This is a genomic window from Actinomyces sp. (assembly GCF_030524025.1).
In the GTDB taxonomy this organism is placed as follows: domain Bacteria; phylum Actinomycetota; class Actinomycetes; order Actinomycetales; family Actinomycetaceae; genus Actinomyces.
On the sequence record NZ_JAUNHI010000022.1, the window covers coordinates 19,667 to 43,299 of the forward strand.

The window sequence follows — 23,633 nt, forward strand, 5'->3', positions numbered from 1 at the left end:
ACGTGACGCAGGACTCAGCAAGGCGATTTCCCTCCCCCACCTGCCGATGGATATAGTGTCTGCGCTGCACACGGGGTGTGGCGCAGTTTGGTAGCGCGCTTCGTTCGGGACGAAGAGGTCGTGGGTTCAAATCCCGCCACCCCGACGACGAGGACGCCCGCGAGCTTGCTCGTGAGGCGTCGGAGGAGGAAGGGGTTGCAGGCCCCCCCCGGGCCGAACACCCCGACGACGAGGACGCCCGCGAGCTTGCTCGTGAGGCGTCGGAGGAGGAAGGGGTTGCAGGCCCCCCGGGCCGAACACCCGTCAGCATGTGGCTGCCGTCTGAGACGGCAGCCACTTTTCGTTGGAACGATGACCCACAACACGATCGCCGGGCACCCGCCCCCGCCAGGTCCGCCCGCCCGAGCACACCAACACCGCCCTTGACGCCTACACCAAGTCGCACAGCACCACCGCCGCCAGTGCCGTCATCCGGCCCTCGAGGCCTACCTCACAGACCAGGACACCCCGCCGCCTGACGGCGTCGGCCTCTCGTTCCCCGCCGATCCCCACGAGCGCCCGTACCCGGGACAGCACCTCACCGGTGGTCACCGGCCGCGCCCCACAGACTCCAGGGTCTGAACCCGTTGCCTCTCGAGCCAGGCGACGACATCGCTCACACGGGAGCGGACCGCACCCTTGAGCCGGACGTAGGCGGGACCGCGGATGGTGGAGCGCCAGTTGTCGAGCGTCCGGGACGACAGCGAGAGCATCACCGCCAGCTCCTTGACGGTAAGCATGTTCTCCCGGCGCTCCATCTGCGTGCTGTCTGTCATCGCCACCCCTACCCACGAGGATCGCATACGCAAGAGTCATGTCCCGGTAGTGGTCGGAACACCTGTGGAGGCGGTCGGCGCAGCCCAGGAAACCGGTCCGGTTCGCGGCAAACAGGTTCACTCGGCGCGCTCAGGGGCCCTCAACGCCTCCAGGCACAACCGGACCACTCGCTCCTTAAGCTCCTCGACACTTCCTCGGTGCTGCCATGATCCCCACCCCTCCGTGGACTCATACCCTCCACCACACCCAGGACAATCCAGTTATCGGTTCAGGCCGGAGGGCTTGCGGAGGGCGGGTGCCTGGGTGGGGTTGTGGCTGGCGGCGGGGCGGCGGCGCGGGCGGTCACGGTGTCCTTGATCTGTCGGGCCGTGCGGGTGGTGGCCGGCCCAGATGACCGCCACCGGGCGCCGTCATGCGCACCGGGGCGCCCGGGCGGGTGTGCTGGTGCGGGCCTGAAGGGGTGCCTTGCACATGATCACCCCGTGACGGTGGGGGTGGATCCTTGAGAACCCGCTGTTTTATGATCGTTTTGTAGCAGCCGGCGCACGTTGAAATGTGCACCGGGCACCTCGATGCACATTTTTGGGCTCCACCGCCGCCGCGGCAGCCATGGCCGGCGGAGGAATTCGGCGGGATTCCGCGGTTCCCCCTCGACACATCCCACCCACCACTCCACTGTTATGTGCATCACCCGACCATGGGGGTGAGGTAACGATCCCTCCCCGGCGCCCGGGCACCGGCTACCACCAGTGGTACGCGTGTCGTGCGCAAGGCCTTTGGGGCAATGTCCAGGCTGTCACCGATTCTCGCCGGGTTCCCGGTGTGGGTCCACGTGCTGCCCACACCAGACCCATGGACGTAACCGTCGGGCCTGCGCCCGGCCGCGCCATATGTACCGATCTCGAGGTGCCACATCTCTCGACCTCGAGGTGCCATGTCTCCCGATCTCGGGCAGGGCACGAGGTCCCGCCTGACATGCCCGCCCACCACCGGGCCCCACCTGCCCGTCGATACCCGCCGTGCAGACTTCTCCGCCCTCCGGTCCCGCCTGCCGCACCGCCGTGCCGACCTCCAGCGCATAGGATCGGGGCGTCCGGCCCCCGGAGGAGACACATGCGCATCACGCACCTGCACCGCCTCGAGCTCAGCCTTTTCCCGATCATGTCGGTGCTGTTCGTCGTCTGGACCGTGCTGGTCATCACCGACGGGGCCCGCACTCTGGATACCCACCTGCGCCCGCCGCTGCTGGATCCGCGCTCGGCCCCGGGGCAGATCTCCGAGGCGTTCTCGCTGCTCACCCACCCCTTCGTCATCTTCCCGGCGATCGGCGTGGCTGCCTATCTGTCCTTCCAACGCAGGATGCGCCGCCTGGCGGTGGCCCTGGGGGTCGCGGCGCTGGCAATCCCCCTGCAGGGACTGCTCGCCTTCTGGATCGACCGGCCCCGCCCGCCGACGGCCTTCGCCGACTCGATCTCCCACGTCGGCGGTGCCTACCCTGCCAGCCATGTCACGGCTGTGACTGTCGGGGCCTGGGTGCTCATGACCCTCGCCCGGGCCCACCGGCGCCCCGGGTCCTCGATGGCCCGGTCCGCGATCCTCGCCACGACCGCCGTCACGCTGACCGCCGTCTGCCAGTGGACGATGGGCCTGACCTACGTCTCCGATGTCATCGGCGGCCTCCTCCTGGGAGCGGCGGTGGCCAACCTCGCGCTGCTCGTCGGCGGGGTGGACACCATCCTGTCCAACTGGGCCCGTCTGGGCCTGCCCGAGGGCGACATCGACAAACGCGCAGCCATCGTCTTCAACCCCACGAAGTTCGACGACCTGTCACTGCTGCGCCGACGCGTCGAGTCCGAGGTTCTCGCCGCCGGCTGGCAGCCCACCGTGTGGTTGGAGACCACGCCGGACGACCCGGGCCATGAGGCCGCACGCCGCGCACTGGACACGGGGGTCGACGTCGTCCTGGTCGCGGGGGGCGACGGGACTGTACGGGCCGTGTCTGCAGAGCTGTCTGGCACCGGCACTCCGATGGCCCTCCTGCCCTCGGGCACGGGCAACCTCCTGGCCCGTAACCTCGGGATCCCCCTCGACATCGACGACGCCCTGCGCCTGGCCCTGACCGGCGCCGCCCGCAGCATCGACGTCGTGCGCGCCCGCACCGACGACGCCGACGAGCGCTTCGTCGTCATGGCGGGGCTGGGCCTGGACGCGCAGATCATGGACGCAACCAACGACGGGCTCAAAAAGGTCATCCGTGCGGGAGCCTACGCCGTGGCCGCCGTCCAGAACGCCGTGCCCAACCCCTTCCCGGCCACGGTCACCCTCGACGACGGCGAGCCCACCGAGCAGGACGTCGTCATGGTCCTTGTGGGCAACGTGGGCACGATCACGGCAGGAATGACGCTCTTCCCCCAGGCCTCGCCCTCCGACGGCCGGATCGACCTCATGCTCGCCAGCCCGGACAAGGTCATCGACTGGGCCCGGCTGGGTGCCCAGATCCTCACCGGCAAGGACATGGAGGGCTTCGCCACCTTCTCAGCCGCCCGGTTGCACATCGAGACCGACGAGCCGGTGCCCTTCGAACTCGACGGCGACACCGCCGGCACCACCCGGTCCCTGACAGTGGAGGTCGAGCCCGGGGCCCTGCGTGTCATCGCCCCCGACGCCTGAGGCCGGTCCCGCGCGCCCCCTCCTGCCCGGGACCGGACTCGTGCAGTCACGCCGTCCCGCCCGACTCCCGCCGGAGACGCCCCGGACACCCCGGGTCACGGGCTCCTCTAGACTGACGCCGCCCCGTCGTCGACCCGCAGGAGCCCCACTGATGGACCTGTCCCCCGCCGCCTCGCTGCGATCGCGCGTGACCATCGCCCTGGGCCGGGCCGCCCGCACCGCGGCACGCCTGCGCGGAGGGGGCTCGGGTGGCACCGCCCTGCCGGGCCTCGTCGTCGAGCGCACCGACCCGGGGTTCCTGGCCCGCACCCTCGGCCAGCTGCCCCACGGTGTCATCGTCGTGTCGGGAACCAACGGCAAGACGACCACAACGAAGATGGTCGTTCAGCTCCTGCGGGACCAGGGCCTGCGAGTGCTCACCAACCGCTCCGGGTCCAACTTCGTGCGCGGCGTGCTGGCCTCCCTGCTCACCGAGGTCGACGCTGGCGGCCGCCTGGACGCCGACATCGCCGTCCTGGAGCTCGACGAGGCCCACGCGGTGCGCTTCGTCGAGCTCGTCCGACCGCGCGCCGCCCTCCTGCTCAACGTCATGCGCGACCAGCTCGACCGTTTCGGGGAGATCGACTACACCGCCTCCCTCCTGCGCCAGGTCGCCGCCGCCACGACCGGGGTCGTCGTCGTCAACGCCGATGACCCCCGCCTGGCCGCGGACCACTTCCTGACCGGCCTGACGGCCCGCAGCGCATCCTTCGGCGCCGGCGAGGAGCTGCGCTCGCTGTTCCTGTCCGACGACGACCTGCGCACTGGTCACACGGGGTCCCGGGCCCCCCGCCCCGAGTCCTGCCCTGCCCCCCGGGTGCTCCTGGAGTCCATCGAGGACCAGCGGGCCGTCGTCACCGTGGACGGCCAGGCCCACACGATCGACTTCGCCATCCCCGGGATCCACAACATGCTCAACGCCTGCGCCGCGCTGGGCCTGTGCCTCGAGGTGCTCGGCGACCGCGCCGACCTGCCCCGGCTCCTGACCACTCTGAGCGCGGTCGAGGCGGCTTTCGGCCGCGGTGAGGTCCTCGAGCTCGACGGGCGCCGCATCCAGCTCGCCCTGGTCAAGAACCCCGCCGGATTCCGCATGAGCCTGCTCTCGGCGGCGACAGCCACCGCCGACGAGGTCGTCATGATCGCCATCAACGACGAGTACGCCGACGGACGGGACATGTCCTGGCTCTGGGACGTCGACTTCACCGGGCTGCGCGACGGCGTGGCCGTGGTCACCGGTGTGCGCGCCTGGGACATGGCCCTGCGCCTGCGCTATGAGGAGGTCCCGGTCGGGGCCGTCGAGCCGGACCTGGACGCGGCTCTCGAGCTGCTGCGGGCGGCCGCCGCCGCGGCCGACGACGGCCGGGGCCGCCCGATGCGCGTGTTCACCACCTACACCGCGATGCTGGCCCTGCGCGCACGGCTGGGGCAGATCACCGACGTCGAGGAGGCCATGGCATGAGCAGCACGAACGGCACGGGCGGCACGGGCGGCGCAGGCGGCACCGGTCAGACGCATGGGGGCGTGTGGGAGCACACGACCCAGGGCCCGGCACGCGGGAGGCTGCGGGTCCTCCAACTCTACCCGCGCGACATGAACATCTATGGGGACTGGGGCAACACCCTCGTCCTGGTACGGCGCGCGCAGTGGCAGGGCTACGACGTCGAGCTCCTGTCCTATGACCCCGGTGACGAGCTGCCCCGGGACGTCCACCTCGTCGTGGGCGGCGGCGGTCAGGACTCGGGGCAGAGCCGGATCAAGGACGACCTCAGCTCCCGCGCCGGCGAGCTGCGGGCCTGGGCCGCCGACGGCGTGCCCATGCTCGTCATCTGCGGCCTCTACCAGCTCTTCGGGCACCGCTTCGCCACCGGCACGGGCTCGGTGATCCCCGGCATCGGTGTCATCGACGCCGAGACCGTGGCGGGCGACGGTCGCCTCATCGGCAACATCACCCTCGATGCGGGCGCCCTTGGTCAGGTGGTCGGCTACGAGAACCACTCGGGGCTGACGACGCTGGGCCCGGGAGCCAAGCCCTTCGGCCGGGTGCTGAGCGGCAACGGCAACAACGGCACCGACTCCACCGAGGGCGCGCGGGTCCACCACCTCATCGGGACCTATCTGCACGGCTCCCTGCTGCCCAAGAACCCGGTGGTCGCCGACTGGCTGCTGGCCCGGGCGGTCGAGCACGCGGGCGGCGCCTGGGACCCGGCTCCCCTCGAGGACCCGGTCGACGCCTGGGCGGACAAGGCGCGCGCCGTCGCCATGTCCCGCCCCCGCTAACCGCGAGATCGGGACATATGACACCTCGAGATCGGGACATATGGCACCTCGAGTTCGCCGCATCTGGCACGACGTGCAGACCCCCCGGGACGGATGGTTCCCGGGGGGTCTGCACGTCATCGGGGCCGGTTCGTACGACGTCGCGTTCGTACCTTGCGTGCCCAAGTCGCACCATCAACCTCCGGTCTGGAGGCACAAGGTACGAACACGGCGGCCGAGGGCCTGGTGAGCAAGGCTCAGTCTCTCAGCCCCGATCTCGAGGTGTCATATCTACCGATCTCGGCGGTGAGGGGCGGCAGAGAGGTCGGTGGGGTGGGTGGGAGGCGCCGACGGCGCGGGGATCATCTACGCTGACTGCATGCCGATCCCCGACTTCATCGTGTCCCTGCGCTCCAAGATCGGTCGCGACCAACTGTGGCTCCCCGGGGTCAGCATCGTCGTCCTCGACGAGACCGACCGGGTGCTCCTTGGCAGAAGGGCGGACAACGGCCGATGGGGCGTCATCTCGGGCATCCCGGAGCCGGGTGAGCAGCCCGCAGCCGCGGCGCTGCGCGAGTGCATCGAGGAGACCGGCGTCGACCCGGACATCCTCGGGGTGTGCCGTGTACTCGCGGAGAAGCCCCTCACCTTCCCCAACGGCGACCGCTGCGTGTTCATGGACACGACCTTCGTGGCGCGCGCCCGCCCCGAGGCCGCGGCCCGGGCCCACGTCGGGGACGAGGAGTCCACCGCGGTGGGCTGGTTCGCGCTCACCGACCTGCCCGAGCCCCTCGTGACGACGACGCCCCCGCGCATCGAGGCCGCCCTGGACTGGCTCGCCGACCCGGTCCGCGCGGCACGCTTCGTGCGCTGAGACCTCCCCCGGACCACCGCAGCCGAACCGCAGCCGACCCGGGCCGACGACCGCCTGCGGACCGGCGCCACCGGGGCAGCCCGGCGTGACGTCGGACCGGCAGGAAAGAGCGAACGGCGACCAGTGGGCCGGCGGGGCCGCCGCGCGCGAGGAGCGGCCCCCAGGCGCGCGCCTGGGCTGCCTGGGCGGCCCGGCGACCGCCGCGCCCGGCGAGCGGTCGCGGCACACCCGAGTGGTGCGGCGCCACCCGCCGCTTTTGCCAATAAGTGAACTAAGGCTATCCTGATCTTGACGCGAGCCGTGATCGGTTCGCAACCATTCCAGCCAAGCCTCGCGCCACCGAGCACGACCGACCCGAGGAGCCCCGTGACCACCGCAGTGGAGCAGACCGCCACGGCGGTCAACGACACCGTCACCGAGCTGTCCGCCCTGCGCAGGGGGGCACGTGCACGCATCTGCTCGATCTCGACCGCCCGCGGCACCGGGCTCGCACGCCGCCTGGTGGACCTGGGTCTGGATCCCGGGCGGACTATCGAGGTCATCCGCCGGGCCCCACTGGGCGACCCCACCATCTACCGGGTGGCCGACTACGAGTTGGGCCTCCGCCGTCAGGAGGCCGACCTCGTCCTGGTCGAGGTGGTCGCATGAGCACCGAACCCGGAACCGCCGTGCCCGCGGTGAGCGCTCCGCCGGAGCACCACACCGGCGCCGCCCACAGCACCTGTCACGAGGAGGGGGGCTCATGCCACTGCGGCCAGGCCTCGGGCCCGGTCCACCCCGGCGCCGAGCGGATCGCCCTGGCCGGCGCCCCCAACTCCGGCAAGACCTCCATCTACAACGCCCTGACCGGCCTGCGCGCCAAAACCGGCAACTACCCGGGTGTCACCGTCTCGCGAGCGATGGGAACCTGCGCTCTGAGCGCCGACGAGGCCGGGGGACAGTCCCGCCGGATCACGGTCGAGGACCTGCCCGGCGCCTACTCCCTGGAGCCCATGAGCCCCGACGAGCAGGTCGTCCACGATGTGCTCACCGGCTCGGCCCAGCAAATCGAGCCCCCCGACGCCCTCGTCGTCGTCGTCGACGCCACGACCCTGTCGCGCTCCCTGGGCTTCGTGGCCCAGACCCTCGCCCTAGGGCTGCCGACCTGCCTGGCGGTGACGATGACCGACGAGCTGGTCCGCCGCGGCGGACGGCTCGACGTCGAGGCCCTCAGTACCGCCCTCGGCGTGCCCACGGTGCGGGTCATCGGCAACCGTCGCACCGGCATCCCCCAGCTGCGCGCCGCCCTGGGCTCCTGGCAGGACTGGTCGCGCGTGCCCGTGCCCCCGCCCACCGACGGCGCCGAGCGCCTCAGCTGGACAGAGTCGATCCTCGCCGCGGCGGACTACGAGCCCCCGGAGCGCGACTCGGTCACCACGGCCATCGACCGCGTTCTGCTGCACCCCGTGCTGGGCACGCTCACCTTCCTGGCCGCCATGTTCGTCTTCTTCCAGGCGATCTTCACCTGGGCGGCCCCCTTCCAGGACGCGATCGAGTCCTTCTTCGGCCTGCTCGGGGACGCCGTCCACACCTGGCTCGACGAGCCCGCCCCCCTGCTGGCGGGGCTCCTGGCCGACGGCATCATCGGCGGCGTCGGCGGCGTCCTCGTGTTCCTGCCCCAGATCGCCATCATGTTCCTGCTCATCGCCGTCATGGAGGGCGTGGGTTACATGTCCCGCGCCGCCTTCCTCATGGACCGGGTCATGGGCAAGGCGGGCCTGGAGGGAAGGGCCTTCGTCGCGCTGCTGTCGTCCTTCGCCTGCGCGATCCCCGGGATCATGGCCACCCGCACCCTGCCTAGCGCCAAGGACCGCCTGGCCACGATGCTCGCCGCACCCCTGATGACCTGCTCGGCCCGCCTGCCGGTCTACATCATCATGATCTCGCTGCTCGTCGACGAGGACACCCGCGTCGGCCCCTTCGGTGCGCGCGGCACGATCATGTTCGTCCTGTACCTGACGGGCGCCTGCTCAGCGGTGGGCGCCGCCTGGATCGTCAAGCGGCTGACCGGCCGCGGCGGGATCCTCCTGCCCTTCTACATGGAGATGCCCCCCTACCGCCTGCCGCGCGCACGCACCGTGGCGATGATGGTGTGGGACGCCTGCAAGGGCTTCCTCAAGGACGCCGGCACGATCATCCTCGTAGCCACGATCGTCGTGTGGGCGCTGCTCAACGTCCCGGCGCGCTCACAGGCCGACTTCGACGCCTTCTGCGCCGCCGACACCGAGTGCGCCTCGATTGCACAGGCCGTGGAGGATCCGGCCTCCTCGACCGTCGTCGGCCTGGACGGAGGCATGGTCACCGACGCCGAGGAGCTCGCCACCCTCTACGACGCCCAGCGCACCGGCTACATCATGGACCACTCGTGGGCCGCCTCCATCGGCCGCGCCGTCCAGCCGGTCTTCGAGCCCCTGGGCTTCGAGTGGCGGATCAACGTCGCCGTCCTGTCATCCCTGGCCGCGCGCGAGACCTTCGTGGCGACTCTCGGCCAGATCGCGGCCGCGGGCGACCCGGAGGAGCCGGCGGCCGAGCTGGCGGCGATGACCTACCAGGAGGACACGCTGACCAACCGGGCCGGTGATCCCCTGTTCAACCCGGCGACCATCGCCGCGGTCCTCGCCTTCTTCGTCTTCGCCATGCAGTGCATGGCCACGGCCGGGGTGATCCGCCGCGAGACCGGAACGTGGAAGTGGCCCGTGGTCGCCTACACCTACCTCTTCGTCCTGGCCTGGGTGGCGGCTGCCGCGGTGCGCGCCGTCGTCGACGCCCTGGTCTGAGCCGTGCGCCCCGTCCCCATGCACCCGGTGTCGACACCGGATCCGGCGAGCCTGAGGTGGGTGGTGCCCGATGGCCTGCTTCCCTTCACCGGGACGGTGGGGCGCGCCCCCGCCCCGCTCCAGGCACTGCTCGAGGACGGCACCCTCCTGTCGGTCGAGGTGGCGCCCGATGCGGTGCTCACGGTCCTGGCCGACGGCCACACGTGGTCGGGGCAAGGGCCCCGGGTGCGCAGCGCCCTGCTCGAGGCCCTCAGCCTGCCCGAGGGCTGGAGCCCTGGCCCGGGGGCGGTCGGGGCCGGGCCCGACGACGTCCTGGCGGCGGCCGCCCGCCAGATCGCCCAGGGGACCGTGGGTGAGCTGGCAGCGAGCCACGGCGGGTCCTTCACCGTCGTCGAGGTGCGCGACGGCGTCGTCGAGGTGGCGCTCGAGGGCGCCTGCCACGACTGCCCGGCAGCGGTCGTCACGATGCAGGCCCGTTTCGCCCACCTCCTGCGACGCCGCTGCCCCTGGCTGGTCGAGGTGCGCCAGCATGCCGGCGCGGCGGCCTCGAGTCTCGGGCCACCGGTATCCGTCGGCTGAGGGCGGGCCGTTCATGTCGGCGGCCGCTGCTGGTCGACAGACCGACCGGTGGCTGACCCGTCGTCGGCTGAGGGCGGGCCGCCACGGCGCCGGCCGTACCGGCCCCGATCCCGGCCGGTGTCGTCTCGCGGTCATGCTGCGGCGCCCGCGCCGACACCGGCCCGGGCGCCGCAGCATCGCCCCACGGCTCAGACCTGTGGCTGGCGCTCGGCCCACTGGTGCAGGTCGACCCTGCACCCGGTGTAGAAGGGCACGTCAGTGCGGACGTGGAGGCGCGCCTCGGTGTAGCGCTGGTGGTGGATGACCCCTTCGAGCCGGTCGAGGGAGTCGGCCTCGAAGGCGAGGATCCACTCGTAGTCGCTCAGCCCGAAGGTGGCCAGGGTCGAGCCCTTGACGTCGGGGTAGGCGGTGAAGCCGTGGCGGCCGTGCTCGGCCATGATCCGCGAGCGCTCCTGGGCGTCGAGGAGGTACCACTCGTAGGACCGCACGAAGGGGTAGACCATGCACCAGTCGCGCGGGGCGACCCCGGCCAGGCAGGCGGGGACGTGCCGGGGGTTGAACTCAGCCGGGGTGTGCAGGCCCATGCAGGACCACACCGGCTCGAGGTGGCGCCCCAGCGCCGAGGCCCGCAGGCGGTGGAAGGCCTCCTGGAGCACGAGCGGGTCCTCGGCCAGCCACCAGACCATGAGGTCGGCGTCGGCGCGCAGACCCGCAACGTCGTACCAGCCGCGGGTGGTCACGCCGGTGCCGTCGACCGCCCGGACCGCCTCGTCGACGAGCGCGTCCCTGTCCTCGGCCCGGCCCGGCAGGGCCGAGGACAGGCGCAGGACGGCGTAGAGGGCGTAGTGGGTGCCCGTGTTGATGGCGTCGAAGTCGACGTCGACGGCATCGCGCGGGTCGCGGTGCGGGCGGCGCTCCTCGTCCTCGAAGCGGTGCAGCCCGCCGGGCGCGCCGGCCGTGCCCGTCGTCTCTTTCGTTCCGGTCATGATGCGGCTCCTTGTCTGCCGTGTTTCGGTAGGTTCGTTGCGGTCGGTGTTCCGGAGGTCGTGGGTGGTGGCGGGGCCGCCGCCTCGCTCAGCCGCCGTGTCTGCCCGCGGCCTCGGTGCCACAGCCTCTGTGCTGCCATCTCAGTGCGCGGCCTCAGTGCCGCGGGCGTGCTGGGGCGGGCCGGCAGCAGCCCGGTGGGCAGACGGTGTGGAAGGGGCCGGTGCCGGTGGTCGACACCGGTGTCACTGCCTCGCCCCTGGCCGCGGCCGCCCGCTCGAGGAGCAGGTCGGCCAGGGAGGCGACGAAGGCGGGGTGCGTGCCGGCGGTGGCGGCCCGGTGGCAGGGCAGGCCGAGGGAGGCGGCCGTGCCCGCGGCCTCGGTGTCGAGGTCGAAGACGACCTCCATGTGGTCGGAGATGAAGCCGATGGGGGCCAGGACGACGCCGGTGGGCACGGACACCCGTCGGCCGTCGGTCAGCTCTCCGGCCGCCAGGGCGGTGAGGTGGTCGTTGACGTCGGGCTCGAGCCACCTGGCCTGCGGGGGGCCGGAGCGGGAGCAGTAGACGAGATCGGTCGCGGGGGGCTCCGCCAGGCCGAGGATCTCGGTGAGGACCGGCAGGAGGGCGGCGATGAGCTGCTCGTGCTGGGTCACATAGGAGACCTCGGTGCTCAGGTCCACGGCCAGGCCCGGGCAGGCCGCCGGGTCGGGCCGGTAGGCTTCCCCGGGCGGCGCCGGCCTGCCCTGCGGGGCGGCCGGCTCCCCGCCGTGCAGGGCCGGCGAGGTCCCGCTGCTTCCCGGAGCGGGCGACGAGAGGCGCTCCATCGCCTCGGGGATGGAGTGGGTGACGCACACGAGCCGGATCTCCCGGGCCTGGACCCCCTGGGCCATGAGCGCGGCGAAGGCCTCGGCGATCGCCTCGGCGTTGGCCTGGAGCATCCCGGGAGTGTTGAAGGGCGGCCTGGTCTTGTCGACGAGGAGTTCGACGGGCGGGCCGCCGGGGCCGCCGACGCGGGCGGCGGCGTCGGCCTCGGGACCGCGCCCGGTCCGGCCGTCAGCGCCGGCCGCCAGCAGGGCCAGGGCCCCCGCGAGGTCCTCGTGGTACTGCCGGCAGCCGGAGTAGGAGGCGTAGGCCGCCGTCGTCATCGCCAGGACCCGGCGGGCTCCCCTGTCGGCCAGGGAGCGCAGGGCCTCGGAGACGAAGGGGTGCCAGTTGCGGTTGCCCACGACGATCGGCAGCCGGGAGCCCCGGGTGACCAGCTCGGCCCGCAGGGCGCGGCGCAGCTCGGCGTTGCGGGCGTTGATCGGCGAGACGCCACCGAAGCGCCGGTAGTGCCCGGAGACCTCGACGAGGCGGGAGTCCGGTACGCCCCGCCCCGCGGTGGCGTTGCGCATGAAGGGCAGGACGGCCTCGGGCCCGTCCGGCCCCCCGTAGGACAGGATGAGGATGGCGTCGTAGGGCGCCAGCGGGTCGTTCACGCCCCCTCCGTCCCGGCCGTCGCGGCACCATGGCCGGCCCGGGCGCGCCGGGTCGGCCCGGAGTCGGTTCCCAGCGGGTCGGGTCGCGCCGCCTCGTGGTGGAGGGCCGCCGCCGCGCTCGATCCGACGACGAGCTCGAGGGCGTCGAGATAGGCCTGGGCCCTCCCCTGCTCGCCCGCCGTCCGGGCGGCGACGGTGGGCAGGTGGAGCAGACGCGCCGCCACCCGGCGCAGGGCCCGCGCGGCCTCGTCGACCTCGACGAGGCCGTCGACCGGCAGGCGGGCGATCTCCTCCTCGACGACGCCCTCGACGTGGGAGCGCAGGGTGCGCACGACCGGGTCCATCCGCCGCCCCGAGAGCACCCGCTCGTAGAGCTCGAGCTCCTCGTCGAGGATCGCGCGCGCCGCCTCGACCTGGGAGGCCTGCGCCTCGGGCACGCCCCGCTGCACGGCGGGCAGGTCGATGAGCACGATGCCGGGCAGGTCCCCGGCCGACTCCTCGACATCGCGGGTCAGGGCCAGGTCGAGCACGACGAGGTCCCCGCGTGCCGGCGGCCGGTCCGCCAGGACGCCGGCGACGAGCTCGCGGCTGAGCACGGGGGCGTCCAGGCCGCGGCAGGTGACGACGAGATCGGCCTGACCCAGGGCGCCGGGGAGCTCCTCAAGGGCGACCGCCCGCAGCCCCCGCTTGCGGGCGAAGGACTCGGCGCGCGCCGAGCGGGAGTGGACACGGATGTCGGTGACCCCGTGCCTGCGCAGGGAGGACACCGTGGCGCCGGCGTATGCGCCGGTGCCCGCCACGAGGACGCGCGTGTCGGGCAGGGCGGGCAGGTAGGGGGAGGCCAGGGCGATGCCGACGTCGACGACCGACCGTCCCGCGCCCGCCAACCCGGTCTCGCGGGCCACGCGCCGGGAGGCCGAGGAGGCGTGCTCGACGGCGCGGGCGATGCCCCCCGTCACGGTCCCCTCCTGGGCGGCCACAGCCAGGGCCCGGCGCAGTTGGCCGGCGATCTCCCGCTCCCCGACGACCATCGACTCCAGGCCCGCCGCGGTGGCGAAGAGCTCGCGGTGGGCCTGCGTGCCCGACCAGGTGCGCAGACGCACCCGCTCCCCAGCCGCCCCGCCCAGCGCGCCGGGTCCTCGGGCGTCGTCGGGCTCTGGGGCGAGCGGGCCGCCGGAGGCGCTTGGGCGGCAGAGGAGGACGTCCTCGACCCCCTCGCGCAGGGCCTCGACGGGCACCCCGTCCGGGGCGTCGAGGAGGAGGGCCAGCCGGTTGCACGTGCGCAGGACCAGGGCGCCGCGCAGGCCCGCAACCTCCCGGAGCAGGTCGGGAGCGCAGGACGCGGCGGCCGATCCCAGGCGCGCGACGGTGTCCAGGCCATGCGTCCGGTGGTCGCAGGACAACAGATGAAGCGTCATAACCGGCTCAGTCAATCACAGCCCACCGAATGAGGCATAATGCGCATGAGCCCATCGGAAGTTTATTACGACGCGTCATCAGAAAAAGCGACGGGAAGCGGAACATTGTTATTCCGATCACCTTCCCATCGCCTCAAACACCGCATTCCACCAGGTTTTTCCAAGCCTGCGCACAGCGGCGTCCTCGATAGCACGGGGTTGCACGCGGTGCGACGCACGGAATGCGCGTCGCACGCACATGAGGAGCATTCGCGATGATCGACGACAACCGGAGGCACCCGCGCCCGGACACTGGCCGGAACGCCCCGAGCCGGCAGGACCCGCCCGCGCCGGCGCTGCTCGAGGCCCTCGCCGGGCGCCGCCCCCGGCGTACGCCGGTGTGGTTCATGCGTCAGGCGGGGCGCTCGCTGCCCGAGTACAGGGCGCTGCGCCGGCGGGCGGGGGTCTCCATGCTCGACGCCTGCCTGACCCCGGCGCTGGCCGCCCAGGCCACGGTCCAGCCCGTCCACCGCCACGGCGTCGACGCCGCGGTCCTCTTCTCCGACATCGTCGTGCCGCTGCGGCTGGCCGGGGTGGGGGTGCGGATCGAGCCGGGCACGGGGCCGGTCATCGCCGAGCCGGTCCGTGGCGGCAGGGAGGTGGCCGGGCTGACGGCCCGCTCCTTCGGCGACGACGAGGCCGGGGCCCTGGGCGCCCAGGCCATCGGCGATGCCGTGTCGATGGTGGTCGACGAGCTCGGCTCCCCGGCCGCCCCCCCACGCCCGGGGGCCGCCGGCGCAGGGGTCTGGGGCGCGGGCAGGTCAGGGCAGGAGCACCCCGCCTTCGCCGAGCGCCGGCTCGCGGGCGCCCGGGAGTCCCGTGGCGACGCCGGCTGGACCCCGCTCATCGGCTTCGGCGGCGCCCCCTTCACCCTGGCCGCCTACCTCGTCGAGGGCCGGCCGAGCCGGGACCACCTGGCGGCGCGCACGCTCATGCACTCCGACCCCGCCGCCTGGGACGCGCTCATGACCTGGTGCGCGAGGACGACGGCGGCCTTCATGACCGCCCAGGTGCACGCGGGCGCCAGCGCCGTCCAGCTCTTCGACTCCTGGGCCGGATCCCTGTCGCCCGCGGACTACCGCGAGCGCGTCCTGCCCTACTCGGCCCTCACCCTGCGGATCGTGAGCCGGGCCATGTCGCCCACAACCGGCAGGCCGGCGCCGGTCATCCACTTCGGCACGGGGACGGCGCGGATCCTGCCCGAGATGCGCCGGGCCGGCGCGCAGGCCGTCGGGATCGACAACCGCACCGACCTGGTCGAGGCGATCACCGCCCTCAGCCAGGACTCCGAGGGTCCCTGCCCCGTCCAGGGCAACATCGACCCCGCGCTCCTGGCCGCGCCGTGGGAGGTGCTGGGCGAGGCCGTCGACGCCTGCCTCGAGGCCGGGCGGCGCGCGCCGGGGCACGTGGTCAACCTCGGCCATGGGGTGCCGCCGTCAACCGATCCGGACGTCCTGACCCGGATCGTGGCACGGGTGCACGGCTCGCCGGGGTGGGAGCGCACGGCCGTCGACGGGTGGGAGTCGTGGGACGACTGGCGGGACCTGGAGGACGCGGCGTGAGCGGGCGGCAGGCTCGCCACGGCGGGGCCGGCGACCACTCCGGCCCGGGAGGGTCGGTGGCCGGGGCTGTGGCCGATCAGGCCGACCAGGCCGAGTCTGTGTCGGGCTCACTGGTCGACCGGGCCGGGTCGGGGTCGGGCTCACTGGTCGACCGGGCCGGGTCGGGGCCGGGCGCCTGGGACGCGGTCGTCGTCGGCGCGGGGGCGGCCGGGTTGTCGGCCGCCTGGGAGCTGACCCGCGCGGGCATGCGGCCCCTGCTGGTCGAGGCCGGTCCCGAGGTCGGCGGGCTTCTGCGCGCCGGGACCGTCGCGGGAGTGCGGGTCGACCTCGGCGCCGAGTCCCTGGTCCTGCGGGGGGAAGCAGTCACCCAGGCCGTCGACGACCTCGGCCTCGAGCTCCTCGCACCGGCGGGGGGCCGGTCCTGCCTGCTGGTGCCCGAGCCGGGGGCGCCCGAGCGGGGCTGGCGGTCCCACCCCTTCCCGCGCGACTCCTACCTCGGCATCCCGGCAGCCCCCCTGGCCGAGGACGTCGTGTCGATCATTGGTCAGGAGGCCGCACGCCGGGCCGCCCAGGACGCACAGCTGCCCGGCGAGGTCGGCACCGGCCCCCACGACCCGGCCGACCTGGCCTCCTTCGTCGGCGCACGCATGGGGCCCGGGGTCGTTGAGCGGCTCGTCGACCCGATCGTCACGGGCATCCACGGCTCGCCGGCCTCGGTCCTGGCGACCCAGGCCGTCGCACCGGGGCTGCGGGAGGCCACCGCGCGCCTGGGCTCGCTCCAGGCGGCGGTCGCCGAGCTCGTCGCGACCCGGTCCCGCCGCGGCGGCGGGGCCGCGGCCCTGGCCCCGCGCGGCGGGATGTTCCGCCTCGCCGAGGAGCTGCGTCGCGCCGTGGAGGCCGCGGGCGGGCGGGTGTCCACCGGCACCACGGTGCAGTGGCTGCGCCGCGGGGGCGGGGACTCCTGGTCGCTGGGCCTGGCGCCCACGGCGGAGGAGGCCCCCCGGCGCGCGGTCAGCGCCGGCGCGGTGGTCCTGGCCTGCCCGATGGCCGAGGCGCTGCGGCTGCTGACCGGTGTGGTCGACCTCGACCCCGGGGTCGCAGCCAGGGCGGGAACGCCAGTGTCCCGCCTCATCGTCGTGGCGCGGGCCGCCGGACTGGACGACGCGCCCCTGGGGCCGGGCGCGCTCGTGGCCGATGGGCGCCGGGGCTCCCCGACAGCCGACCCGGACCGGGCGGCGGTCACCGCGCTGACCCACCTGTCGGTCAAGTGGCCGTGGATCGCCCAGGCGCTGCGCGAGGCCCACGGCGAGCACGTCCACGCCCTGCGCCTGTCCTACGGGCGGGCCGGCGCCGCTGCGGGCGCGGCAGGCAGGGCCGGAGCGCCACCTGTCGACCTGCCACGGGCCCTGGCCGACATTGACAAGCTCACGGGGGTGCGGATCGCAGCGCATGAGGTCATCGACTCCACGCGCGTCATCTGGCAGGGCAGGCCGCCGCCGGCCACCCCTGAGCGCCGCGAGGGCCTCGATCGCCTCGAGTCCGCGGTCGCAGCCGTGCCGGGGCTGGCGGTGACCGGCGAGTGGGTGGCCGGCACCGGGATCGCTGCGGTGCTGACCCACGCCCGCAGGCGGGCCGCCGCACTGACCGCCGCCCCCGGGGCGCCGGTAGGCTGACACAGCCCGCGACCCGCTCGCGGCACGAGAACGGAGGGCACCATGGCCGTTACCCGCACACTCCGCCTGGGAACCCGCGGATCCACCCTGGCCCGGGCGCAGTCCGGGCATGTCGCCCAGGCCTTGGCCGCAGTCGCCGAGCGCGCCGGGGCCGACCTCCAGGTCTCCCGGTCCCTCGTGCGCACCCAGGGCGACGTCGACCCCACCGCCCTGGCCCGCCTGGGCGGGGCGGGGGTCTTCACCGCGGCGCTGCGCACGGCACTGCTCCAGGGGCGGTGCGACCTGGCCGTCCACTCCCTCAAGGACCTGCCGGTGGTGCCGGCCCCCGGGCTGACCCTCGTGGCGGTGCCGACGCGGCAGGACCCCCGTGACGCGCTGTGCGCCACCGGGGGCGCGGCGGAGGGCCTGACGGTGGCCGACCTGCCGCCAGGGGCGCGTGTGGGCACGGGGTCCCCGCGGCGCGCCGCCCAGCTGCTCGCCGCGCGCCCGGACCTGCGGATCGTCGAGATCCGGGGCAATGTCCCCACCCGCCTGGCACGCGTCACCGGGGCGAGCGCCCGCCCCGACGGCCCGATGGGGGCCCGCGAGGCCGACCTCGACGCGGTCGTCCTGGCGCTGGCCGGGCTGCGGCGGCTGGACCTGGAGGACCATGTCAGCCAGGTGCTGCCCGCCGTGGACGGCCCGTGGGCGGCGCCGGCACAGGACCCGGAGGCCGGACCGGCCGTCCCGCGCGGGCCGGGTGGCCCGGTCATGGTGCCGGCGCCGGGTCAGGGGGCTCTGGCGGTCGAGGTGCGCACCGAGCTGGTCGAGACCGACCCCGACGTGGCCGCGCTGCTGGCCGCGCTCGACGATGCCGCGACGCGGACGGCCGTGACCGCCGAGCGCGCCGTCCTGCACCGCCTCCAGGCGGGCTGTGCCGCGCCGGTGGGGGCGCTGGCGACGGTCGAGGGCAGGAGCCTGCGGCTCGAGGCGGTCATTGCCGCGGTGGACGGCTCGGCCCTCGTACGCCGCAGTGGCCACGCCCCCCTGGATCTCGCCGCGGGCGACCAGCTGCCCGGCGCTGCCCAGGTGCTCGGGGAGGCGGTGGCCGACGAGCTCGTCGCGGCCGGGGCCTCCGAGCTGGCCGACCTCGGTGCGGGCTGGCCCGGCAGGAGCCGCCGATGAGCCCCGGCGCCCAGAGCCCGGAGGACTCGCCGAGCCCCCTGGCCGGACGGTGCGTGCTCCTGCCCCGGACCCGGCGGCGTGACGGGCTCGCCGGGGCGCTGCGGCAGGCCGGCGCCGAGGTGTTCACCGCCGAACTGGCCGTGACTGTGCCCGTGCCCGGCGCCCGGGCGGCCCTGTCCGCGGCGCTGGACAGCACCGGGCGCCACCCCGACACCGACAGCGACAGCGCGGGCGAGGACGGCGAGGACACCTGGCTCGTGCTCACCAGCGCCCGCGCCCTCGAGGCGCTCGACCCCGGCGACCTGCCCGCCGCCATGCCGGTGGCCGCCGTCGGGCCGGCCACCGCCGAGGCCTTGCGGGAGCTGACCGGCCGGAGCCCCGACCTTGTCGCGGCCGGCAGCGCCGCAGCCCTCCTGTCCGAGCCCGCCCTGTCGGCGCCGCGGGGGCGCGGGAGGGTGGTCCTGCCGTGCTCGGCCATCGCCCCGGACCGCTTGGCCCGGGGCCTGCGCGAACGGGGCTGGAGGGTCGAGGTCCTGCCCGTCTACACGACGGCCACCGCCGATCCCGCGCAGGTGAGCGCCGGGCTGCGCCGGGCATGGCGCGGCGGCCGGTTCGACGCCGTCGTCCTGACCGCGGGCTCGAGCGCGCAGGCGCTGATCGAGCTGCTCGGACCGCCCCCACCGGGCACACGCGTCGTGGCCCTGGGCCCCTCGACGGCCGCCCGGGCGCGCCGGCTCGGCCTGAGCCCGCACGCAGTGGCCGCGGCGCCGCTGCCCGCGCAGGTGCGCGAGGCCGTCGTGTCCGCGCTGAACCACTGTGGAGGACAGGAGACCCCATGACCAATGCTCACGACCTGAGCCAGGCGCCCACCGCTGCGGGAGCCGCCGCCGACCACGCCGCTCGGCCGGCGCACCGCTCCCCCGCGGCCGAGCCCCCCACCGCCTCTCCCGCGGCCGGGTTTCTGGCCGCGCGCGGCATCCCGACCCCCGCACCCCCCGTCGCGCGTCCCCGGCGGCTGCGCACCACGGCGGCGCTGCGCGGCCTGGTCGCCCAGACCCGACTGGCGCCCGCCCAGCTCGCCCAGCCGGTCTTCGTGCGCGAGGGCATCGAGTCGCCCGCCCCGGTGGAGGCGATGCCCGGGGTCGTTCAGCACACCCTGGACTCCCTGCGGCGGGAGGCAGCGGCCTGCGCCGAGGCGGGGGTCGGGGGGATCGTCCTGTTCGGGGTGCCCGAGCACCGCGACGCGGTGGGTTCGGGCGCCTGGGATGAGGCAGGGATCCTCAACCGGGGGCTGGCGGCGGTACGAGCCGAGGTGGGCGACGCCCTCGTCGTGTGCGCCGACACCTGCCTCGATGAGTTCACGAGCCACGGCCACTGCGGCGTCCTGCGGGGTGAGGGCCCGCGCGCCGGCGAGGTCGACAATGACGCCACCGTGGCCCTCTACCAGGCGATGGCGGTGTCGCAGGCGGAGGCCGGGGCCCACATGGTCTCACCCTCGGGGATGATGGACGGGCAGGTCGCGGCGATCCGGGCGGCCCTGGATGCCACCAGCCACGAGGACGTCGCGATCCTGGCCTACTCGGCCAAGTACGCCTCGGCCTACTTCGGCCCCTTCCGGGAGGCGGTGCGCTCGACCCTCGTCGGCGATCGGTCCACCTACCAGCAGGACCCGGCCAACCGGCGTGAGGGCCTGCGCGAGGCGCTGCTCGACATCGCCGAGGGGGCCGACATCGTCATGGTCAAACCGGCCGGGCCCTACCTCGACGTCATCGCGGACGTGGCCGCCGCCAGCCCGGTGCCGGTGGCCGCCTACCAGGTCTCCGGGGAGTACGCGATGGTGGAGGCCGCCGCCGCACGCGGCTGGATCGACCGGGAGCGGGTCATCGCCGAGTCGGTCCTGGGCATCGTGCGCGCTGGGGCGAGCACGGTCCTGACCTACTGGGCGCGCGAGATCGCCGAGAGCCGTGGCAGCCTGCGCTGAGGCGCCTGGTGCGACAAAACGATCATTAAACGCTGAAATTCTGCGGATCCGCCCCAGATCCGGGGCTCAATCATGTGCAACACACACTCCCGGGCACCCACAGGAAGGCTCCCGCCCTGCCGGGCCCGCGGAGGAGTCGGTTCGCGTCCCAGAGACACCCGCCCGGCCCCGTAGGCTGGCCACGAGGACGACCATCCAGGAGAGCCACCATGACACCGACAACCTCCCCCGCGCACCGCGCCGGCCCCGCGACCAACGCCGCGCTCTTCGAGGCGGCGCGCGCCGTCATTCCCGGGGGCGTGGACTCCCCGGTGCGTGCCTTCGGGTCGGTCGGCGGGGTGCCCGCCTTCATCGAGTCCGCTGGCGGCGCACGGCTGCGTGATGCCGAGGGCCGCGATTACGTCGACCTCGTCGGGTCCTGGGGCCCGGCGCTGCTCGGCCACGCCCACCCCGAAGTGGTCGAGGCCGTGCGCCAGGCCGCTGGGAGGGGGCTGTCCTTCGGCGCCCCCACGGCGGCCGAGACCGCGCTGGCCCAGGCGGTGCGCTCCCGCGTGCCCGCCGCCGAGCAGCTGCGTTTCGTGTCCACCGGCACCGAGGCGACGATGACCGCCGTGCGCCTGGCCCGGGGGGCCACCGGGCGCGATCTCGTCGTCAAGTTCTCCGGCTGCTACCACGGCCACAGCGACGGCCTGCTCGCCGAGGCCGGCTCGGGACTGGCCACTGGCGGCCTGCCCGGCTCGGCGGGCGTGCCCGCCGCCGTGGCCGGCCTGACGATCGTCCTGCCCTACAACAACGTCGAGGCCCTTGAGGCCTGCTTCTCGGCGCACGGGGAGCGGATCGCCGCCGTCATCACCGAGGCCGCGCCGGCCAACATGGGGGTCGTGCCGCCGGCCCCCGGCTTCAACGAGGCGATCCGCCGGGTGACCGCCGCGCACGGCGCCCTCATGATCACCGATGAGGTGCTCACCGGTTTCCGGGTCGGCCCGGCGGGGTTCTGGGGGCTGGAGGCCCTCGACGGGTGGGACCGCACGCAGGAGGGCGCCGGCGCCCGGCCCACCTGGCCCGGCACCGCGTGGAGGGAGCGCGCCGCCTGGGTGCCCGACCTGCTCACCTTCGGCAAGGTCGTCGGCGGGGGCGCTCCCCTGGCGGCCCTCGGGGGGCGCGCCGAGCTCATGGAGCTGCTGGCGCCCCTGGGGCCGGTCTACCAGGCGGGCACCCTGTCGGGCAGCCCCCTGGCCACCGCGGCGGGGCTGGCCACCCTGACCCTGGCCGACGAGGCGGTCTACGCGACCGTGGTGCGGCGCGCCGGGCAGATCTCTCAACTCGTTGACGAGGCGCTGGAGGCTCAGGGCGTGCCCCACCGGGTGCAGCATGCGGGCTCCCTGTTCTCGGTGTTCTTCGGTGAGCGGGCCGCCGAGCGGGGGGTGCACAGCTACGAGGACGCCCAGGCCCAGGAGACCTGGCGCTTCGCACCGTTCTTCCACGCCTTCCGCGAGGCGGGCGTCGCGCTGCCGCCCAGCGTCTTCGAGGCATGGTTCGTCTCGGCCGCGCACGGCGAGGACGAGGTCGAGCTCATCGCCCGGGCCGCCGGGGCAGCGGCCCGGGCGGCGGCGCAGGCCGCGCCCCCGGCATGACGGCTCCCGCCGGTGCGTCCGGGCGAGCCGCACCGGTTCAGGGGAGGTTCAGGGGAAGCCCGGATACCGGGTCACCGGCGAGTCCGGCATGCTCATGCCATGAGCACGCAGTACCAGTACCCGCCGTCCTCCGCCTCCAACCGCACCGAGTCGTGGCGTGCCGGCCTGCCGCGCCGCTCGCGCCGTCGCCTCATCGCCGGGGTGTGCGGCGGCCTGGCCCAGGAGTGGGGTGTCAGCCTCACCCTCGTGCGCCTGGCCTGCCTCGGTCTTGCCCTGCTGCCCGGCCCCATGTGGGTGGCCTATGTCGTGGGCTGGATCATCATGCCCGACGCCGACGGCCGCTAAGACGCCGGCACGGAGCCGCCCCGTGCCGGCCCGAACCTGCGGCCCGGGGGAACGACGCCTGTCGACCCCCGGGCGCCACATATGCACCAGCCCGCGCGGGTAGCCGCGCGGGCCGCGTGTCAGGTGCCTTCCGCTCAGGCGCTGTAGTTCTGGGCGGACAGGAACCAGCTCTGCTGCTCGAGGCGCTGGGTGAAGTCCTCCAGGATCCCCGAGGACGAGGGGTCGGCCTCGTCGACCGCGTCGTGGATCTCCCGCAGGGTCGTGACCACCGCGTTGATCGCGGCGACGATGTAGTCCACGGCGTCGGAGGTGATGACGGCGCCCTCGGGGGCCACCGGCACGCTTGTCTGCGCCGCGACGGTGCCGGGGCGCCCGTCGGGGAAGACGTTGATGGCGCGCATGCGCTCGGCCAGGGTGTCGGAGCCCTCACGGGCGATGACAACGACCTCGTCGAGGTTGAGGTGGAGGTCGCGGAAGTTGGGACCCACGACGTTCCAGTGGATCTGCTTGCCGACCAGGCTCAGGGCGGTGATGTCGACCAGCGCGCGCTGGAGGTCGGCGGCAAGGGTCTCGGAGGCGGTGAAGGAGGGGATGACGGCAGGGTTCTTGACAGCCTTGATGCTCATGGACCCCAGTTTACGATCGGGACCCACTCAATATCTACCCCTATAGCCGGGTGCGTCGCACCCACCGCGGCCCTCCGCCGACGGGCGGAGCCGGGCCGTGGCCCGGGGCCTCAGGAGTGGGCCTCCTTGTCGATCTGCGCCTTGATCTCGGCCATGTCCAGGCCGCGGACCTGCTCGATGAGGGAGTCCAGGGCCTTGGCCGGCAGCGCGCCGGCCTCCCGGTAGACCAGGACGTCGTCGCGGAAGACCATGAGGGTCGGGATGGAGGAGATCCCCAGGGCCGAGGCGAGCCCCTGCTCCTCCTCGGTGTTGACCTTGGCGAAGGTGATGTCCGGGTTGGCCTCGGAGGCCTTGTCGAACACGGGCGCGAAGCGCACGCACGGCCCGCACCAGGAGGCCCAGAAGTCGACGATGGTGATGCCCTCGCCGCGCACTGTCTCGTTGAACTGCTCGCCGGTGATGTTCGTGGTGGCCATCTGCTACGTCCCTTTCAGACGGTGATCCGATCGTCCAGGCAACAGCCTGGCGAGGGTACCTATTCCACTGGCGCCGGCTCATCGGCGCAGGGGCGGGCAGAGGCCCGGCTGCCTGGGTGCGGGGCACCCGGCACGTGCCAGATGCGGCGATCTCGCGGTGCCATATGTCCCGATCTCGGGTGGAGGGGGAGCTGAATGGGTG

General features: G+C 73.8%; 20 protein-coding genes and 1 tRNA gene. 15 read left to right on the top strand and 6 right to left on the bottom strand.

Annotated elements, in window-relative coordinates:
• Window positions 1-71: 71 nt before the first annotated feature.
• Window positions 72-145, top strand: a tRNA-Pro gene (locus tag Q4C85_RS08825).
• A gap of 442 nt (window positions 146-587) precedes the next feature.
• On the opposite strand, the gene Q4C85_RS08830 is transcribed toward Q4C85_RS08825, so the two are convergent.
• Window positions 588-815 carry an AlpA family transcriptional regulator gene (locus Q4C85_RS08830; protein ID WP_303141384.1) on the bottom strand — a complete coding sequence of 76 codons (228 nt, stop codon included), beginning with the start codon at window positions 813-815 and terminating at the stop codon, window positions 588-590.
• A 1,114-nt stretch (window positions 816-1,929) separates the two neighbouring features.
• Here Q4C85_RS08830 and Q4C85_RS08835 point away from each other — a divergent pair.
• From Q4C85_RS08835 to Q4C85_RS08865, 7 genes are all read left to right on the top strand, one after another.
• Window positions 1,930-3,486 carry a YegS/Rv2252/BmrU family lipid kinase gene (locus Q4C85_RS08835; protein WP_303141386.1) on the top strand — a complete coding sequence of 519 codons (1,557 nt, stop codon included), beginning with the start codon at window positions 1,930-1,932 and terminating at the stop codon, window positions 3,484-3,486.
• Between the two features lie 151 nt (window positions 3,487-3,637).
• Window positions 3,638-4,984, top strand: a complete 1,347-nt coding sequence (locus tag Q4C85_RS08840) for a Mur ligase family protein (protein WP_303141387.1) — start codon at window positions 3,638-3,640, stop codon at window positions 4,982-4,984.
• A complete protein-coding gene (locus Q4C85_RS08845; protein WP_303141388.1) occupies window positions 4,981-5,802 on the top strand; it encodes a type 1 glutamine amidotransferase in 822 nt (273 codons plus the stop codon). The genes Q4C85_RS08840 and Q4C85_RS08845 overlap by 4 nt, the downstream gene beginning before the upstream one ends.
• A gap of 358 nt (window positions 5,803-6,160) precedes the next feature.
• The gene (locus tag Q4C85_RS08850; RefSeq protein WP_303141390.1) at window positions 6,161-6,655 is read left to right on the top strand and encodes an NUDIX domain-containing protein; all 495 of its coding nucleotides are present in this window, start codon (window positions 6,161-6,163) and stop codon (window positions 6,653-6,655) included.
• 366 nt (window positions 6,656-7,021) lie between these two features.
• On the top strand, window positions 7,022-7,303 hold the full coding sequence (locus Q4C85_RS08855) for a FeoA family protein (RefSeq protein ID WP_303141392.1): 282 nt from the start codon (window positions 7,022-7,024) through the stop codon (window positions 7,301-7,303).
• On the top strand, window positions 7,300-9,471 hold the full coding sequence (locus Q4C85_RS08860) for a ferrous iron transporter B (protein WP_303141393.1): 2,172 nt from the start codon (window positions 7,300-7,302) through the stop codon (window positions 9,469-9,471). Before Q4C85_RS08855 ends, Q4C85_RS08860 begins: the two co-directional genes overlap by 4 nt.
• Window positions 9,472-9,474: 3 nt before the next feature.
• Window positions 9,475-10,050: a NifU family protein gene (locus Q4C85_RS08865; RefSeq protein ID WP_303141394.1), complete on the top strand. Its 576-nt coding sequence runs from the start codon at window positions 9,475-9,477 to the stop codon at window positions 10,048-10,050.
• Between the two features lie 188 nt (window positions 10,051-10,238).
• Here Q4C85_RS08865 and hemQ read toward each other — a convergent pair whose 3' ends face one another.
• From hemQ to Q4C85_RS08880, 3 genes are all read right to left on the bottom strand, one after another.
• Window positions 10,239-11,036, bottom strand: a complete 798-nt coding sequence (gene hemQ / locus Q4C85_RS08870; RefSeq protein WP_303141396.1) for a hydrogen peroxide-dependent heme synthase — start codon at window positions 11,034-11,036, stop codon at window positions 10,239-10,241.
• A 154-nt stretch (window positions 11,037-11,190) separates the two neighbouring features.
• Window positions 11,191-12,513, bottom strand: coding sequence for a ferrochelatase (locus tag Q4C85_RS08875; RefSeq protein WP_303141398.1), 1,323 nt, complete (start codon window positions 12,511-12,513; stop codon window positions 11,191-11,193).
• Entirely contained in the window at window positions 12,510-13,931 is a 1,422-nt protein-coding gene (locus tag Q4C85_RS08880) for a glutamyl-tRNA reductase (RefSeq protein ID WP_303141400.1), read from the bottom strand. The genes Q4C85_RS08875 and Q4C85_RS08880 overlap by 4 nt, the downstream gene beginning before the upstream one ends.
• Window positions 13,932-14,185: 254 nt before the next feature.
• Here Q4C85_RS08880 and Q4C85_RS08885 point away from each other — a divergent pair, with 254 nt between their 5' ends.
• The 7 genes from Q4C85_RS08885 (at window position 14,186) to Q4C85_RS08915 (ending at window position 22,329) form a co-directional block, all read left to right on the top strand.
• Complete coding sequence (locus tag Q4C85_RS08885) at window positions 14,186-15,532, top strand: uroporphyrinogen decarboxylase (RefSeq protein ID WP_303141401.1); 1,347 nt, start codon at window positions 14,186-14,188, stop codon at window positions 15,530-15,532.
• Window positions 15,529-17,205, top strand: a complete 1,677-nt coding sequence (locus tag Q4C85_RS08890) for an NAD(P)/FAD-dependent oxidoreductase (RefSeq protein WP_303141402.1) — start codon at window positions 15,529-15,531, stop codon at window positions 17,203-17,205. The genes Q4C85_RS08885 and Q4C85_RS08890 overlap by 4 nt, the downstream gene beginning before the upstream one ends.
• A gap of 42 nt (window positions 17,206-17,247) precedes the next feature.
• Window positions 17,248-18,369 carry a hydroxymethylbilane synthase gene (hemC, locus tag Q4C85_RS08895; RefSeq protein WP_303141403.1) on the top strand — a complete coding sequence of 374 codons (1,122 nt, stop codon included), beginning with the start codon at window positions 17,248-17,250 and terminating at the stop codon, window positions 18,367-18,369.
• Complete coding sequence (locus Q4C85_RS08900; protein ID WP_303141404.1) at window positions 18,366-19,208, top strand: uroporphyrinogen-III synthase; 843 nt, start codon at window positions 18,366-18,368, stop codon at window positions 19,206-19,208. The genes hemC and Q4C85_RS08900 overlap by 4 nt, the downstream gene beginning before the upstream one ends.
• Entirely contained in the window at window positions 19,205-20,350 is a 1,146-nt protein-coding gene (hemB, locus tag Q4C85_RS08905; protein WP_303141405.1) for a porphobilinogen synthase, read from the top strand. Before Q4C85_RS08900 ends, hemB begins: the two co-directional genes overlap by 4 nt.
• A gap of 209 nt (window positions 20,351-20,559) precedes the next feature.
• A complete protein-coding gene (locus Q4C85_RS08910; protein ID WP_303141407.1) occupies window positions 20,560-21,984 on the top strand; it encodes a glutamate-1-semialdehyde 2,1-aminomutase in 1,425 nt (474 codons plus the stop codon).
• A gap of 99 nt (window positions 21,985-22,083) precedes the next feature.
• Window positions 22,084-22,329 carry a PspC domain-containing protein gene (locus Q4C85_RS08915; protein WP_303141409.1) on the top strand — a complete coding sequence of 82 codons (246 nt, stop codon included), beginning with the start codon at window positions 22,084-22,086 and terminating at the stop codon, window positions 22,327-22,329.
• A 134-nt stretch (window positions 22,330-22,463) separates the two neighbouring features.
• Here Q4C85_RS08915 and Q4C85_RS08920 read toward each other — a convergent pair whose 3' ends face one another.
• On the bottom strand, window positions 22,464-22,955 hold the full coding sequence (locus Q4C85_RS08920; RefSeq protein WP_303141410.1) for a Dps family protein: 492 nt from the start codon (window positions 22,953-22,955) through the stop codon (window positions 22,464-22,466).
• 110 nt (window positions 22,956-23,065) lie between these two features.
• Complete coding sequence (trxA, locus tag Q4C85_RS08925; protein ID WP_303141411.1) at window positions 23,066-23,431, bottom strand: thioredoxin; 366 nt, start codon at window positions 23,429-23,431, stop codon at window positions 23,066-23,068.
• Between the last annotated feature and the right edge of the window lie 202 nt (window positions 23,432-23,633).